General features: G+C 69.9%; 11 protein-coding genes. 6 read left to right on the top strand and 5 right to left on the bottom strand.

Going from position 1 to position 15364, the window contains the following annotated elements; translation table 11 throughout:
* Positions 1 to 471 precede the first annotated feature (471 nt).
* The 3 genes from ACJ9NR_RS38215 to ACJ9NR_RS38205 all read right to left on the bottom strand — a co-directional run bounded on the left by ACJ9NR_RS38215 (position 472) and on the right by ACJ9NR_RS38205 (position 5074).
* Positions 472 to 1002, bottom strand: a complete 531-nt coding sequence (locus tag ACJ9NR_RS38215) for a sigma-70 family RNA polymerase sigma factor (RefSeq protein ID WP_412492913.1) — start codon at positions 1000 to 1002, stop codon at positions 472 to 474.
* Between the two features lie 103 nt (positions 1003 to 1105).
* A complete protein-coding gene (locus ACJ9NR_RS38210; protein ID WP_412492975.1) occupies positions 1106 to 3970 on the bottom strand; it encodes an AfsR/SARP family transcriptional regulator in 2865 nt (954 codons plus the stop codon).
* A gap of 264 nt (positions 3971 to 4234) precedes the next feature.
* Entirely contained in the window at positions 4235 to 5074 is an 840-nt protein-coding gene (locus tag ACJ9NR_RS38205) for an SDR family oxidoreductase (RefSeq protein WP_412492912.1), read from the bottom strand.
* 160 nt (positions 5075 to 5234) lie between these two features.
* Here ACJ9NR_RS38205 and ACJ9NR_RS38200 point away from each other — a divergent pair, with 160 nt between their 5' ends.
* The gene (locus ACJ9NR_RS38200; protein WP_412492911.1) at positions 5235 to 6110 is read left to right on the top strand and encodes a helix-turn-helix domain-containing protein; all 876 of its coding nucleotides are present in this window, start codon (positions 5235 to 5237) and stop codon (positions 6108 to 6110) included.
* Between the two features lie 177 nt (positions 6111 to 6287).
* Here the strand turns inward: ACJ9NR_RS38200 and ACJ9NR_RS38195 are convergent, their stop codons facing one another.
* Positions 6288 to 8546, bottom strand: a complete 2259-nt coding sequence (locus ACJ9NR_RS38195) for an ATP-binding SpoIIE family protein phosphatase (RefSeq protein WP_412492910.1) — start codon at positions 8544 to 8546, stop codon at positions 6288 to 6290.
* 446 nt (positions 8547 to 8992) lie between these two features.
* On the opposite strand from ACJ9NR_RS38195, the gene ACJ9NR_RS38190 reads away from it, so the two are divergent.
* From ACJ9NR_RS38190 to ACJ9NR_RS38180, 3 genes are all read left to right on the top strand, one after another.
* On the top strand, positions 8993 to 9331 hold the full coding sequence (locus tag ACJ9NR_RS38190) for a ferredoxin family protein (protein ID WP_412492909.1): 339 nt from the start codon (positions 8993 to 8995) through the stop codon (positions 9329 to 9331).
* Positions 9328 to 10296, top strand: a complete 969-nt coding sequence (locus ACJ9NR_RS38185) for an amidohydrolase family protein (protein ID WP_412492908.1) — start codon at positions 9328 to 9330, stop codon at positions 10294 to 10296. Before ACJ9NR_RS38190 ends, ACJ9NR_RS38185 begins: the two co-directional genes overlap by 4 nt.
* Before the next feature lie 146 nt (positions 10297 to 10442).
* Entirely contained in the window at positions 10443 to 11273 is an 831-nt protein-coding gene (locus ACJ9NR_RS38180; protein ID WP_412492906.1) for an IclR family transcriptional regulator, read from the top strand.
* A 70-nt stretch (positions 11274 to 11343) separates the two neighbouring features.
* Here ACJ9NR_RS38180 and ACJ9NR_RS38175 read toward each other — a convergent pair whose 3' ends face one another.
* Entirely contained in the window at positions 11344 to 12213 is an 870-nt protein-coding gene (locus ACJ9NR_RS38175) for a 2-keto-4-pentenoate hydratase (RefSeq protein WP_412492905.1), read from the bottom strand.
* A 381-nt stretch (positions 12214 to 12594) separates the two neighbouring features.
* Between ACJ9NR_RS38175 and ACJ9NR_RS38170 the strand changes: the two genes are divergently transcribed.
* Both ACJ9NR_RS38170 and ACJ9NR_RS38165 read left to right on the top strand, forming a co-directional pair.
* Complete coding sequence (locus ACJ9NR_RS38170; protein ID WP_412492904.1) at positions 12595 to 14049, top strand: aldehyde dehydrogenase; 1455 nt, start codon at positions 12595 to 12597, stop codon at positions 14047 to 14049.
* Between the two features lie 240 nt (positions 14050 to 14289).
* Positions 14290 to 15288, top strand: a complete 999-nt coding sequence (locus tag ACJ9NR_RS38165) for an NAD(P)/FAD-dependent oxidoreductase (protein WP_412492903.1) — start codon at positions 14290 to 14292, stop codon at positions 15286 to 15288.
* Positions 15289 to 15364: the final 76 nt, after the last annotated feature.

Here is a 15364-nt window from a genome sequence, read left to right as displayed (position 1 = left end):
CCCGTACCTCCTGGCCAGGGACGCGGAGGACCCGGACGACGGCACCGGCGCAGACGAAGACACCACGCGCTCGACAGGATGAGGGCAGAGCGTGAGCGCGGCGCGGATCACAAGGTGATGCGCCTGCTCGGACGCCCTGGCCCGCTATCAGTGGTCCGGGCGAGATCCGCGGCGTCCGCCCCGTCGTCGGTGCGGACGTCGAGGACACCGGCGGGCAGTCCGGCGGCGAGCAGCACGTCGGCGACTGCGGGCCCCGCCCGGTCGGGAAGGCGTGCGCCGCCGCGGCTGTCCGCTTCGGTCCTCCCCGGTCCGCCTCGTCATTGCCGCTTGCCGGGCGGACCCCGGCCCTTGCGTGCTGATCGCCCACCTGAGACGGCCGCCTGTCGTGTCGAAGACCGGGCCGGCCTGGCTGGAGGTTCGCAAGCCCGACAGCAGTCTTCGCGAGCTGTGCTCCGATCCGTGTCGAAGGGTTCACCCGCGGGCAGTCCGCGCCTTGGCACGCAGGGTGCTGAGGGCGTAGTGCCGGCGGGACTTGATGGTGCCGGCGGGAATGCCGAGGATCTGGGCCGTCTCCTGCGCCGTTCGGCCGCACAGGTAGGTGTGCAGGAGCACCTCGCGGTGCTCGTGGGACAGTTGACGCAGCAGGGCGGTCGCCTCCACCGAGGCCAGTACGTCGTCGGCGTGATCGGGCAGGGCCACGTCGCGCGCGTCGGCATCCACGGTCTCGTGGCGGGCCCAAGCACTGCGTGTCCGATCGACCACCAGGTTGCGGGTCACGGTGAGCAGCCACCCCCGCACCGACCCTTCGGTGCTGTAGAGCCGTTCCGCGTGTGGCCACGCGCGGATCAGAGCTTCCTGGACGATGTCCTCCGCTGAGTGGCGGTCGTTCAGCAGCTTCTCGGCGTAGCTGAGCAGTGCCGGGCGGTGTTCGGCCATCAGCGTGGCCAGCAGCTGTTTGCCACGGTCAGCCGACGGGGTGGTCGGGACAGAGATTGGGTTCATGTTCCAGTTCCAGAAGGGGCAGGCCGAAGCGGCGCGCTGAGCATAGGCAGCCCCCACTTCCGAAACACTGACGGATCACTGACGCGAAGCCCTGCCCCTTGTGTCAGTCCGCTTCCGTTTCTTCACCGGCAGCGGGCGCGGCGGCGGCCGGCAGCTTGTCCCGCACCCGTGCGGCATCCGGGTGACCGATCTCCTCGAGAATGCCGAGCGCACGGCGCCAGGCCCGCTCGGCCCGCGGCCTCCGTTGCGCCGCACGGCAGGTGTCGCCGATGTGGACGAGGGTGTCGGCCTCCAGGTAGCGGTCGCGAATCGCTCGGTACAGCGTCAGCGCTCGCTCGTAGCAGTCCAGTGCCTGGTCGTGGGCGTGGAGGTGGTGGTGGGCATAGCCGAGGCTGTCCCAGGCGGCGGCTTCGCCGTTGAGGTCCCCGATCTGCTGATGTGCCGTCAACGCCCGCTCGCACTCCTCGAGGGCGTTGTCGTACTTCCCCATCAGGATGTAGGTCCAGCCGACCTCGTTGGCGACACTTGCCTCGCCACTGCGTCTTCCGCAGGCGCGGTAGAGGCGTGTGGCGTGCTCGTAGTGGTCGAGGGCCTCTTCGTGGCGGCGACGCCCGTTGGCCAGGAAGGCGCAGTAGCGGTGCACCCTGCCCTGGCCGGCCGCATCACCGATTTCGGCGAACAGTTCGAGAGCGCGGGACAGGTGTGCGTCTGCCTCGTCCCAGCGCTCCAGCCGACCGCTTACGAAACCCAGTGCCCGATGGGCGTGCGCCTGGCCGCGGACGTCACCCAGGCGCTGGGCAGCGTTGACCGCCATCGTCTGCGCAGCCAGCTGCTCCTGCCAGTGGCCGTTGCGGTCCAAGTACATCTCCAGCGTGGCGGCCAGTTGCCAGCAGTGTGTGTGGCAACCGTGTCGGGCGCCCTGCTCGATCGAGGCGAGCAGGACGGAACGGTGCTCGGAGAACCAGTCAGCCGCGTCCGCCTGGCCGGTGAAGCGGGACACGCTCACACCGGCTCCGTGAGACGGCAGTTCCAGGCGTTCCCTGCCGGGTGCCAGGGTGCTGTCGGCCGCATGTGCGCTGTGCAGGTAGTGATCGAGCAGCCGGAGTCGGGGCGCGCTCGGATTCCGCGCTGTGTCCTGGTCCTCGCTCAGCTCCGCGCCGTAGGCGCGCAGCAGTTCGTGACAGCCGAAGCGGCCGGGCGCCGTCTCGGAAAGCAGCTGGGCTCGGACCAGCTCCGCGAGCAGCGGACGCACCTGGCCCGGCCGCTGCCCGGCGAGGCTCGCAGCCGCCGCCAGCGAGCTGTCGGGGCCGGAATGCAGCGCGAACAGCCGGAACACGCGGGCGGCCTCTGGCGTCAGGAGATGGTAGGACCAGGAGAACGCGGTACGTGCGTCTGCTGCCGGAGGCTCTTCGCTGAAAGCCTCCAACGTTCCCTGGTGCTCGAGCAGTTGGGCGGCGATGGAAGCCAACGGGAAGTCCGGGTTGACGACCGCTCGGGCGGCGACGACGGCCAGCGCCAGGGGCAGGCCGGCGCACGAAGCGACGATCTGCGCGGCGGCTTCGGGTTCGCGCGAGACCCGCTCGGCGCCGATGCGGCGGGTCAGGAGTTCCAGTGCGTCCCCTTCGCTCAGCACGCTCAGGGTGAGAGATCGAGCGCCTTCGGCCGCTACCAGGCCGTAGAGCTGATGGCGGCTGGTGACCATCACCAGGCAGCCGGGCGCGCCGGGGAGCAGCGGCCGGACGTGCTCGGTGTCGCGAGCGTTGTCCAGGACGATCAGCATCCGTCGGTCGGCGAGGAGACTGCGGTAAAGCGCCGCCTGCGCGTCGGGCCCCGCCGGGACGCGCTGCGCCGGGACGCCCAGGGCGTCGAGAAGGAACCGTATCGCCTCGGCCGGACTCATGATCGAGCCGGCCGGATGGAAGCCGCGCAGGTTGGCGTAGAGCTGCCCGTCCGGGAAACGGTCGGTGACCTGGTGGGCCCAGTGCACGGCCAGTGCTGTCTTGCCGATGCCTGCCATGCCGCCGATCGCGACGATGGGCGTCGTTGCGGCCCCTTCGTCGGGCAGCAGGTTCAAGAAGGAGGCGAGCTCTCGATGTCGTCCTGTGAAGGATGCCAGGTCGGCCGGGAGTTGGGCGGGCCGTACCGGGGCGTTGTCGGTTTCCGGTGCGCTCTCGCGGGACGCTTCCGGCTGGCCTGTCGGCGCCGAGAGGGCACGGGCTCGGCCGCGTAGGTGTTGGTGGGCGGCCTGCAACTCGGGACCGGGCGCCACCCCCAGGTCGTCCGCGAGCCGGTCGCGTACGGCCCGGTAGACGTCGAGAGCTTCCGCCTGACGCCCCGTGGCGGCCAGCAGCAGGATCAGTCTGGCCTGCAGGGTCTCGTCCAGAAGGTGATGTGCGGCCGCCTGACGAAGTATGACCAGCAGGCGGGCGCCGAGGCCGCCCCCGGCCTGCAGGGCCTGTTCGGCCGCTTCTTTGGCGGCAGCCAGATGTTCGCCGTCCACGGACAAGAACGCCGGGTGGCACCTGATCTCGGCTGGGATCCCGGACGCCGCGGGCCCGCGCCACAGGGCCAGCGCCTGGATCAACAGCTCGGTGGCCGTGCCCGGTTGACCACTGGCGGCCGCGCGTCTACGCAGCTCCCGAAAGCGCAGGAGATCGAGGTGGTCCGTATCCACTTCCAGGCGGTACCCGCCCGAACTGCGTACCAGCCACCGCGATACGCCCCTAGTGGGGAGGTCCGGTTCGAGCAGCCGGCGCAGCGCACCGATGTGACGCTGCACGACATTGACGGCGCTCGGAGGCGGGTCCTGCCCCCACAGGGCGTCGACGATCTCATGGAGGGCGACGGGCTGCCCCGGCTGGGTCAAGAGCAGTGCGAGCAGGCCGCGCTGTTTGGGCGGCCCCAGCACCAGCTCGGCATCACCGCGCCAGGCCCGCACCGGGCCGAGCACGGCAAAACGCGTAATCACGAGATCCCCTGTACGTCGGCTACGACGGATGATCCAGTGCGCCCCGATCGAAAGCGCATGACAGCAGACAGCTGTCGTCACGAGCGCTACCGGCGCATCGCCTTCACCTCTGGTGACGTCTTCGATCACCGCGGCTCGTGAAGTCGTCGGTCCTGCACGTCCCAGTGCTGCAGTCTACGAGCCCACGGATCCACGCGATCGGTGCCCGGGGCCGGCGACGTGCTGAGTGCCATCGGTGGGCTGGTGCTGCAGCCACGCCCCTGGTCAGGCGCCGTCGGTGATGTCCGTCAGGCCTGCCGTGTCGCGCTGGGCCTCGATCTCGGCCAGCCGCTCGGACAGGGCCGCTCGCAGGAACCGGTAGGAGTCGCTTCCCAGCACCAGTCGCAGCGGGGCAGGCGTCTGCTCCACGCTGTCGATGATGCGGGCGGCCATCACTGCCGGGTCACCGAGGGAGGGCCGGCTGCGGTCCTGGGCACCGCGGGTCATGGCAGCCGGTGTGTCGTCGTACTCGGGCAGCGGGGTCGCCATCTGCAGGCTGCTGTAGCGGAATTCGGTGCGCGCGCCTCCCGGCTCGACGATGGTGACACCGATGCCGAACGGGGCGACGTCCTTGGCGGTGGATTCCATGAATCCTTCGATGCCCCACTTACTGGCGTGGTACATGCAGGCGCCGGGGTTGGTGGCCTGGCCGCCGTAAGTGGAGATCTGAATGATCCGTCCTCCGCCCTGCCGCCGCAGATACGGCAGTGCGGCCCGGGTGACCTGGATCGAACCGACCAGGTTGGTGTCGAGGATACGGAGGATCTGCTCGTCGGTGACCTCCTCGGCAGCGCCGAACAGGCCGTAACCCGCGTTGTTGACCACCACGTCGATCCGGCCCAGCTCGGCGAAGGCCCGGCCGACGACCTCCTTGACGGCGGAGGTGTCGGTGACGTCGAGGGATGCCACCCAGAACGTGTCGCCGTACTTGGCGACGAGGTCGTCCACGGACCCGGGCCGACGGATCGTACCGGCCACCCTGTCGCCTCTCTCGAGCAGCTGCTCGGTCATGTGCCGACCGAAACCGCTGTTGACGCCGGTGATGAACCAGGTGCGCCGTGTCATGGCGTGCTCCTTGCTGAGGGGGAGGAATTCGTGTGCGCCGCGGTCTTCCCGAGGGCCTGCTCCGATCCTGCGCCGGCACCGCGCGGTCAGGCAGTGCCCCCCTGTTCCAGTTAGTGGCAGGGCCCCCGCAAGGGACGAAGCGGCGCGTTACCGTCGGAGCATGGATACAGCAGACGGCCGCAATGCCCTTGGCGCATTCCTGCGGGCACGCCGTGAACTCGTCCGGCCGGAGGAAGTGGGACTTCGCGCCGCAGGGATCCGACGGGTGCCGGGGCTGCGACGTGAGGAGGTCGCGATGCTCGCGGGCATCAGCGCCGACTACTACCTGCGTCTGGAGCGCGGCCGGGACCGCAACCCGTCGGTCCAGGTGCTCGACGCCCTTGCGGAAGTGCTGCAACTCGACGCGGACAGCGCCGCTCATCTCGTCGAACTCGCCCGCCCCAAGTCCCGGCGCAGGCAGCCTCTCCCCCGCACCGAACGCGTCCCCGACGGGATCGCGATGCTGCTGGACACGTTCACCGTGCCCGCGTTCGTGCAGAACCGATGCATGGACGTGCTCGCCGCCAACCGCCTGGCCGTCGCTCTGTCGCCGCACATGGCGCCGGGCGTCAACCGTCTGCGGGCCCTGTTCACCGACCCCCTCGCGCGGCAGCTGCACATGGACTGGGAGCGTGGCACGGCCGGTGTGGTCGCGCAGCTGCGCGCCGCGGTCGGCGCCGACACGGAGGATCCGCGCCTGGCTCAGCTCGTCGGCGAGCTGAGCATGAAGAGCGAGCGGTTTCGTCGCCTGTGGGCCCGGCACGACGTCCGCCGCTGGGAGGGGGCCACCACCCGCTTGCGGCATCCCCAGGTCGGCGAACTGCATCTGCGCCGCGAGAAACTTGCCGTCACCGGCTCCGACGGGCTGCTCCTCGTCGTCCACTACGCCGAGCCCGGCACGCCCTCCGCCACCGCACTCGCTCTGCTCGGTTCGCTCTCCGCCACGGAGCAAGACGCCGCCAGGGCACCCCAGTCCGACAATGGTCCGGCCCACTGACACTCGTCCTGCAGGCCCGGACACCGTGCACCTGCAGGGCCGCCGTGGACAGGCGCGTGCTCTGCTGCCGGTTGTTCTGGGACAGCGCGGACGTGCCGGCGGACCGGGGCGAGGTCCGGGGCCGCCCTCGGCGCGTCAGCTCGCGGGAGTGCCTGCCGTCCACTCGTTCATGGCGCGTCACCTACCGTGCTCGGGCAGCGTCATCTCGATCCATGTGGTCTTGCCACGCCCGGCCGGGGAGCTCCCCCATGACGTGGCCAGCGCGTCGACGATCAGCAGGCCTCGCCCGGACTCCGCTTCGGCATTCATCGCCTCATCGGCCACGATCACAGTGGGGACCGGGGGCTGCGGGCTGCTGTCCTGCACCTCCACCCGGACGCCTCCGGCGTGGCGGCGCATCCGGATGTCGACGTCACTCTGCGCGTGGATCAGCGCGTTGGTGACCACTTCGGACAGCATGAGCTGCAGGTCGTCCAAGAGCGCTTCCGATCTCCAGCGTCTGAGCACCTCGCGCAGGTAGTGACGGGTGGAGGCCACGGCCTGGAGGTCGTAGCGCTGGATGGACAACCGGGCGACGTCCTGCTGCTCCCCCGGCTGGACGCCGTCGTATCTCATCAGCAGCAGTGCCAGGTCGTCGTCCAGCGTCTTGTGCCGTCGGCGATCGCTGATCAGCCCGTCGGCGAGCATGTCCATGTTCTCGCGGTTGCCGCCGGCCACTCCCTCCGCCAGCCGCCCGAGCGCGGCGTCGGGACCGAGTGCGCGGGTTTCCAGCAGGCCGTCCGTGTACAGGGCGATGACGCTGCCAGGAGTCAGGACGGTCTCCCGCTGCTCGTAGCGGTGGCCGTCGCCGAGTCCCAGCGGGGGGCCGACCGGCACGTCGAGCGCCGTGAACTCGCCCGGAGCAGGGCTGATCAGTGGTGGCGGATGTCCGGCCGTGGCCGTCTTGGCGACGCCCGTGGCCGGGTCGAGCCACAGACAGCAGCAGGTGGCGTAGCGGGACGCGCCCAGTACACGCAGCAACCCGTCGATCCGTTCGAGGACAGTGGCCGGCTCGTGGCCTTCCGAGGCGTAGGCCAGGACCGCGCTGCGCAGATGCCCCATCACACCGGCCGCCTCCGCGCTGTGGCCCTCGACGTCCCCGATGGCGAGCCCGATCCCGCCGTCCGGCAGCGGCACTATGTCATACCAGTCCCCGCCCACCGCTGCCCCTGCGGTGCCGGGAAGGTACCGGGAGGTCACCACGGTCTCCGGTCTCAGGGGCAGGCTCGGCGGAAGCAGGCTCTGCTGCATGGTCCGGGCAAAAGCGTGTTCCAGTTCGTGCGCGCGGATGCGCTCCAGGGCCTGGCCGATCTGCCCGAGCATGAGGGCGACCAGGGCGATGTCCTCGTCCGCCGGGAAGCGGCGCCACTGCGCCGGGAACTCCAGAACGCAGCACCCGATGGCCCGGCCGTTGGCGATCAGGGGGACGTATGCCCGCGGGCGGGCGTCCGGGTCGAGCGCAGGACGTGGGGTGCCCGGGCCGGCAGGCGGATCGTCGGGCCGTTGCAGCCGTACTTCGACGCGGGTCACGGCGTCGGTCTCGGGGGTGGAGCGCGCCAGCGGAAGGCCGTCCACGCGGCCGACCTCCTCGCGGGGGAACCCGCTGGCCCCGACGACGCGCAGACGCTCGTCCTGGACGCGGCAGAGCATCAGCGCACCGGCTCCGAACGGGGCCATGACCTGGTCCTGGGCTGCGGTGAGGACGTCTCGGACGTGAACGGCGGCAGCCAGTTCCGTGGACAGGCGCTTGAGCTGGTACAGGAAGGTGGTGCCGGTGAGGCTTCGGCCGGGTCGGTCGGAGGGCGGCACAGCAGCGTTCGCGGACGGACCGGTCGGACCGGGCGGAACGAAAAGCGGGATCGGCGGGGCCTCCATCGGCAGGCCGGCGTCGGCGAGGACCGCCAGTTCACCCGCGAGCTCTTCCGCGATCCGCCGCAGGTGTCGCAGTTCTTCCGCGGCGATCGGCTCGTCCGGGGCTTCGGTACGCGACCAGTGCACGCTCAGGCATCCGAACGTCCGTCCTCCCGCCACGAGCGCGACAGACGCCACCGCCATCGGAAAAGGGTTGTGCAGGAAATGCGTCGGCACCTGGCGGGTCAGTTTCCGCATTTCGGCGGCTTGGACGGCGATGAGTCCGCCGTTTTGGAACGCCCGGGCAGTCGGCAATCGCACATCGTCGACATCGAGCTCCGAGGGAATGGTGAAGGCACAGGGAGTGTCCACCGCCATGGCGACCCCCAGGGCGGATCGGCCCGCCACGGGCAGGTAGGCGGCATAGGTGACGGCGGCAAGCTCGCCGGCGAGGCCGAGCAGTGCCGAGGCGACGGCCACGTCCCGGGGCGAGCCGGGACGCCCGGGGCGCCCGGAGTCGGGTACTGCCTCGATCCCGGTACTCACTGTGCCTCACGCCTCTGTGACTGTCGGATCCTCTGGTGCCACCACGCTATCGCTGCTTCCTGCAAGCCGCCCCCGTCCTGCCGGGACGCACCCGTCACGGGTGGGAAGGCGGGCGCTTCACGGCACGTTCCGGGTCGGAACCGCGCTCATCCTGCGCAGGTCCGCGGCGCGTGATGCCCTGCGCGGACAGCTGAGTGGACCGATGCAATTGCTGCCCATGACGCTCTCGCCGAAAGTGGGCGTTGATTTGAGCCGACGAAGGAGTGGGCGATGGGGCCGCTATCCGTACGACATGTCTTTCGTCTTTCGCCTGCAATCGCCTGGAACCAGCTCTCGGCGCACACCGGCCGCACCGTGCCGCGGACGCGTTTCGCGTGCCCGGCGACCACCCTGCCGCATCCCTTTTCTGCCCCAGAGCCGCCTCCATACATTCAAGGAGAAGTATTGTGCCTTTCTACATCGGCGAAGCGTGCGTGGACGAGATGGACAAGTCCTGCACCGAAGAATGTCCCGTGGACTGTATTTACGAAGGCGACCGGAAGCTCTACATCAATCCCAGTGAATGCATCGACTGCGGCGCCTGCGAGACGGTCTGCCCGGTAGAAGCGATCTCATCCACTCTGCGCGGCACGCCTGACGCCCAGTGGGTGGCCGACAACGCCGCGTTCTTCACCGAGACCCTGACGGGCCGCGCCGAGGCGCTCGGCAACCCGGGGGGCTCGCGCCGTACCGGCGTCCTCGGTGTCGACACCGCCAAGGTCGCTGCCCTGGAGAGCCGGGTATGAGGACCATCGACGCCCACACGCACGTCGTCCCGCCGGGGCTGGCGGCGCCGGACCACGACGAGCGCTGGCCCGTTGTGGCCGAGCGGGACGACAGTTCGTCCGACGTGCTGATCGCCGGCCGGGTCTTTCGCACGGTGCCCCGCACGGCCTACGACCTCGAGCATCGCGCCGAGCGGCTGGCAGCGGATCACGTCCAGGTCCTCTCCCCCATGCCGGAACTCTTCTCCTACTGGGGCAGGCCGCAGGCGGCAGCCGACTACTGCACGTCCGTGAACGAGTGGATCGCCGCGGGGGTGGACAAGTTCCGGCATGCCTTCCGCGGCTTCGGCATCGCTGCGCTGCAGGATCCCGATACCGCGTGCGGCCAGCTGTCACAGATCGCGGCTCTGAGGCTGTCCGGTGTGGAGATCGGCAGCAACGTCGCAGGTGTCCCGCTGCACGACAAGCGGTACGTCGAGTTCTTCGACGAAGCGGCCCGCCTGGGCCTGGTGGTCTTCGTCCACGCCTTCCACCCGCCGGGGATCGGCACTTTCACCGATCCGATGGCCGGAAACGGTGTGACCTTCCCCAACGAGATCGGTCAGGCTGTCGGCGGCCTGATAGCCGAAGGAGTTCTGGAACGCTTCGGCGACCTGAAGCTTCTGGCGTCACACGGCGGCGGCTCGCTCGTCAGTCTGCTGCCCAGGCTGCAATTCATCGCGAAGAACCACGAGCGGGCCCGGCTCCTGATGCCCCGCGATCCGGCTGATTACGCGCGCAGGATCTTTTACGACATGCTCGTGTTCTCCGCCCCCCTGCTGAGCCTGCTGCTGGACAACGTGGGCGCCGGCCGGGTCGTCGTCGGTTCCGACAAGCCGTTCATGAACCATGACCCGGTGACGCTTCTTGAACATTTTCCCCATCTGGGATCTGCCACGATCGAATCCATCCGATGGGGCAACGCCGCGCGCCTGCTCGGTCTGTGACCACAGACCTCCGACAGCGCTCTATGGACCTGCGCCACCGCTTCTACTTATTCTCGGACGACACCGCTCAGCCACCCACGACCCTCTCCGGCTGAGCGGGGGCCGCGCAGGTCCAGTACCTTGCACGGCCCGAAAGAGAGGCGTCTATGCGAGTCAGCGATCAGGAAGAAGATCGATCCGTCATCGGACGTGTCATGGCCATTTTGGACGCAGTGGCCGCGGAACCCGGTGAGGTGGGACTGAGCGAGCTCGCGCGGCGAACGGGTATCAAGAAGGCCACGGTGCACCGGCTGGCCACCGAGCTCGTCGAGCGCCGGATGCTGGACCGCGGCGCCTACGGCTACCGCCTGGGTTTTCGCACGTTCGAGCTCGGGCACAGCGTTCAGGTCTCCCGGCTCCTGCGCAATCTGGCGCTGCCCTACATGGAGGATCTCTACGAGATCAGCCACGAGATCGTACAACTGGCGGTGCTGGACGGCACCGAGATCGTCTACCTGGAGAAAATCACCGGGCACCGCAGCTACAAGGCTCCTTCGGGGGTCGGCGAACGGTATCCCGCCTTTTGCAGCGCGCTCGGGAAGGCCATCATCGCCTTCAGCTCCGATGCCGTCCTGGATCGTGTACTGGCCGCCGGACTCGTCAAGCGAACCCCGCGTACCATCACCGATCCCGCGCTCTTTCGCAGGGAGCTGCAGCTCGTGCGTGACAGCGGTGTCGCCTTCGACCGTGAGGAAGGCCACCGGGAGGTGTCGTGCGTCGCCGCCCCGGTGCTCAACCCGGAGGGGCTGCCGATCGTCGCTCTGTCGATCACCGGCCCCTCGTACCGCATGGGCCTTCCGCGGCTGGCGACCGCGGTGCGCGAAGCCGCCGTCGCCCTCGCCCGCGTGGTCAACGCGCATGCCACTCTTCAGGCCCTGCCGCGCCGGCACCAGCGGCGCGCGGAGGAGCTGCGCCACTCGTGCACCGACACCGAATAGCTGAGCCGGGCCGGCGCCGTGCCGCTTCCGCGGAGGCCGGGCGTGGCGCGGCCGGCGGCACCACGGGGGTTCAGCCCCTGGTATCGGCACGTCGCGCGTTACGCGTATGAGGCGGTCGCCGCACGCCCACCCTGTATCCGGGCTGGAACTCCGCCTCCACCACATCGCCGGGACCCAGCTCCACAGCCGAGGTCAGCCCGCCCGTGATCACCAGCATGCCTGCCTCCAATCCGGCGCCCTCCTCGTGGAGTTGGTGCACGAGCCACACCAGGGAGTCGATCGGGTTGCCGGACGCGGCCGCGGCCGCTGAGGTCGCCACCATCGCCCCGTTGCGGCGCAGGACGACACCCGTGTTCACCAGGCCGTGCCGCAGGGCCGACAACCGCGGACCGACGACGACCTGTGCCGCCGACGAGCCGTCTGCGGTGTTGTCCTCGGCAGTGAACCGGTAGTCGGCCCAGAGGGAATCGACCACCTCCAGGCAGGCCGCGGCGTACTTCACCGCGTGCAACGCGTCATGCCGGGTGATCCGCCCGGCCAGCGGCAGGCCCAGCACGAGCCCGACCTCCGGTTCGACGCGGGGCTGCAGCAGAGCGGGGTCCGTGCTGCTGTCGTTGGGCACCAGCATCCGGTCGGTGAGCGGGCCGTAGTTGGGCGTGGCGACGCCCATCTGCTCCCGCATCGGCTTGGAGGTGTAACCGAGCTTGAACCCGGCGGGCTTCTGACCGCCGCGCAGGCGGCTCTCGTGCACCTTCCGCTGGATCCGGTAGGCGTCGTGCAGGTCGAGCGGCTCCTTGTCGGACAGCGGGTCCAGCAGCACCCGTCGGCGCCGGGCCGCCAAGAGCCACGAGGCACGTTCCTCGGCCCATACGTCGTCACGTGTTCCGCCGGCGGCCTGGAGAACGCGCGCCGAGGGGGTGGTGTGTCTTGCAGAAGCCATGGCGTTCACTGACCTTCTTCACTCGCCTATCCGGGGCTGGGATGCCCAGCCTGCTCACGCGCCGGTCCGTCCGGAAGGCAAGCGGTCCAGGCAGTGAACCGATGACCTTGTTCTGACTCGAGCCTGCCCAGAAGGTGAGGCAACGCACGGCGAACAGCCGGCACGGACGGGACGCCCCGCCTCCGTGCGCGGAGCCTTCCGGTGCCACGAGCCCTGATCGTCCGGGGTGCGTGGTCCGGAACCTTCCCGCCGTGCCGCGGCAATCCGGTCCCCGGCTGTGCCGCACCGATCACCGCACCGTATCCCCGGCCGGCAGCACGGGACGCCGCCGCCGACCACGCGGGCGCACCGCTGCGCCCGCCGTTCTCAGGAGAAGACCCTGTGGTGGACAAAACAGAGTCGCTGTACCTCGACGGGCGTTGGGTGGCGCCCCTGAGTACCCATCAGCCGGAGCAGACCACCCTGGTGTGCGCCAGTACGGAGGAGTGCCTGGGCAGCGTCGCGCTGGCCGGTCCGGCGGACGTGGACGCCGCCGTGCGGGCAGCGCGCACCGCCTTCGACGCGCCCGGCGGATGGGCTCACTGGGAGCCGCAGCGACGCAGTGAAGCCCTCGGCCGGCTCGCCGACGCACTGCAGCGCCGCGGCGAGCTCATCGCCGATGCCGTCTCCTCCCAGAACGGCATGCCCATCACCGTCTCGCGTCAGATCGAGTCCGGGCTGACCGGGGCGATCGTGCGGTACTACGCGGAGTTGGCCCGCACCACACCCACGGAGGAGACCCGCCCGCATCTGGTCGCCGGCACCACCACGGTGCGCATGGAACCCGCCGGTGTGGTGGCGGCGATACCGCCGTCGAACTTCCCGCAGAGCCTCGCCGCCACCAAGTACGCTCCCGCGCTGGCGGCCGGCTGCACCGTGATCCTCAAGCCCTCGCCCAACACCCTCCTGGACGCCTTCCACCTGATGGACTCCGCCGCGGAGGCCGGCCTGCCCTCTGGAGTGTTCAATCTCCTTCCGGCGTCGGCGGACAGTGCCGCCTACCTGGTGGGTCATCCCGGCATCGACGCGGTCGCCTTCACCGGTTCCACCACCGTGGGCCAGCAGATCGCCGAAATCTGCGCCCCCCTGCTCCGCCCACTCACGCTCGAACTGGGCGGGAAGTCCGCCGCGATCGTCCTGGACGACGCCGACCTGGACCTGTCCACCATGGGCGAGCGGCTGTTCCAGGCGACCTTGCTCAACAACGGCCAGACCTGCTTCCTCAGCACCCGCATCCTGGCGCCCCGCTCCCGGTACGCACAGGTCGTCGACGTCTTCGCCGAGCTTGCCTCCGCACTGCGCGTCGGCACCGCACTGGATAGCGCCACGCAGGTGGGACCCGTCATCAGCCGGGCTCAACGTGACCGGGTGGAACGCGCCGTCGCACGAGCCAAGGCCGACGGCGCCCGCCTCGTCGTGGGCGGCGGCCGCCCGCCGGGACTGGACAAGGGCTGGTTCGTCGAACCGACCGTCTTCGCCGACGTCGACAACCGCAGCACCGTGGCCCAGGAGGAGATCTTCGGACCAGTGCTGTGCGTCATCCCCTATGACGACGAGGACGAGGCCGTCCGCATCGCCAACGACTCCCCCTACGGCCTGGCCGGCACGGTCTGGAGCGCCAGCCCTGACCGCGCCCACGCCGTGGCCCGGCGTCTCCGCACGGGTTCCGTCGGCATCAACGGCTACCTCCCCGATCCCGGCGCACCCTTCGGCGGTGTGAAACGCAGTGGCATCGGCCGGGAGTTGGGGCCCCAGAGCATGGCCTGGTATCAGGAACCGAAGTCCGTCTTCCACTGAGCAGCGATCAGGCGGCCCCGGACCGCTGCGGAGCGCCCGCCCTTCCCCCGGACGCTCCGCAGCCTGCCCCACGAGCCCCGGCGGCACGGAGTGTCGCCCTCTCACCGCGCACGACCGCCCCGGGCCGGTCCGGCGGCGTCGAAGCCCGAAACGGCGGCCCGCCGAATGGAACGACCGCGTTGTCCCGGCGGGCGCCTGCTCGGAATCGTGAAGTACCAGCAATGAAGCTAGGAGTGCGTGATGGCTGACCCTTCCGCCCGAGACCGCGAGGTCGATCTCCTCATCGTCGGCGCGGGACCCGCCGGCCTGTTCGCCGCCTACTACGGCGGATTTCGCGGACTTCGTGTGGCCGTGATCGATTCGCTCCCACAGCCGGGGGGACAGGTCATGGCGATGTACCCGGAGAAACCCATCCACGACATCGCGGGCTTCCCCTCGGTGCGCGGCCGGGACCTCATCGACGGCCTGCTGCGCCAGGCCGCGCCGTTCGAGCCGCTCTACCTGCTCGGACAGCAGGCGACCGAACTGCACCGCACCGACGACGGATCGCTGACGCTGACCACCTCGGCAGGAGAACGCGTCACCTGCCGCGCGGTGATCCTCACCGCCGGGGTGGGCACCTTCACCCCGCGCCAGCTGCCGGCCGGCGGTTCCTACGAGGGCCGCGGCCTGATGTACTTCGTGCCCCGCCCCCAGGACCTCGCCGACCAGGACGTCGTCATCGTCGGCGGCGGCGACAGCGCGGTGGACTGGGCCCTGCTGCTCGACGGCGTGGCCAGGTCGGTCACCCTGGTCCACCGCCGAGCCCGCTTCCGGGCCCACGAACACAGCGCGACCCGGATGCTGGCCTCACCGTCCATCGAGGTGCTGACCGGCCACGAGATCGTGGCAGCCGGCGGGACCCACGCCCTGGAGAACGTACGGGTCGCCGACAAACAGGGCAACGAACGCTCCCTCAAGTGCCAGAGCATGGTCGCCGCGCTCGGCTTCGTCGCCGATCTGGGTCCCCTGACCGAGTGGGGCGTCGAACTGCGCGACCGGCGCATCCTGGTGGACACCACCATGGCGACCAGTCTGCCGGGTGTCTTCGCCGCCGGGGACGTGACCGAGTACCCGGGCAAGGTCCGGCTGATCGCCGTGGGCTTCGGCGAGGCGGCCACCGCCGTGAACAACGCCATGACGTTGATCAATCCTGCGGCGCCGCTCTTCCCCGGACACTCCACCGACCAGCCCTGTTAGCCCGTTTCCCTGCCGGTTCGGCGCGGCTCCGCCCGACCGCCACCGACACCGGTCCACCCGGTGGACCGACCGCATT

Origin of the sequence: Streptomyces sediminimaris (genome assembly GCF_047049295.1) — a bacterium.
Classification (GTDB): Bacteria; Actinomycetota; Actinomycetes; order Streptomycetales; family Streptomycetaceae; genus Streptomyces; species Streptomyces sediminimaris.
Note: the sequence above shows the minus strand (reverse complement) of the source record. Positions and strands in the feature narration are given on the sequence as shown.

Bases quoted from the DNA above. Each gene is read 5' to 3' on its own strand.
- ACJ9NR_RS38185 (WP_412492908.1), top strand. From the start codon at position 9,328: ATGAGGACCATCGACGCCCACACGCACGTCGTCCCGCCGGGGCTGGCG.
- ACJ9NR_RS38215 (WP_412492913.1), bottom strand. From the start codon at position 1,002: ATGAACCCAATCTCTGTCCCGACCACCCCGTCGGCTGACCGTGGCAAA.
- ACJ9NR_RS38165 (WP_412492903.1), top strand. From the start codon at position 14,290: ATGGCTGACCCTTCCGCCCGAGACCGCGAGGTCGATCTCCTCATCGTC.
- ACJ9NR_RS38175 (WP_412492905.1), bottom strand. From the start codon at position 12,213: ATGGCTTCTGCAAGACACACCACCCCCTCGGCGCGCGTTCTCCAGGCC.
- ACJ9NR_RS38180 (WP_412492906.1), top strand. From the start codon at position 10,443: ATGCGAGTCAGCGATCAGGAAGAAGATCGATCCGTCATCGGACGTGTC.
- ACJ9NR_RS38205 (WP_412492912.1), bottom strand. From the start codon at position 5,074: ATGACACGGCGCACCTGGTTCATCACCGGCGTCAACAGCGGTTTCGGT.
- ACJ9NR_RS38200 (WP_412492911.1), top strand. From the start codon at position 5,235: ATGGATACAGCAGACGGCCGCAATGCCCTTGGCGCATTCCTGCGGGCA.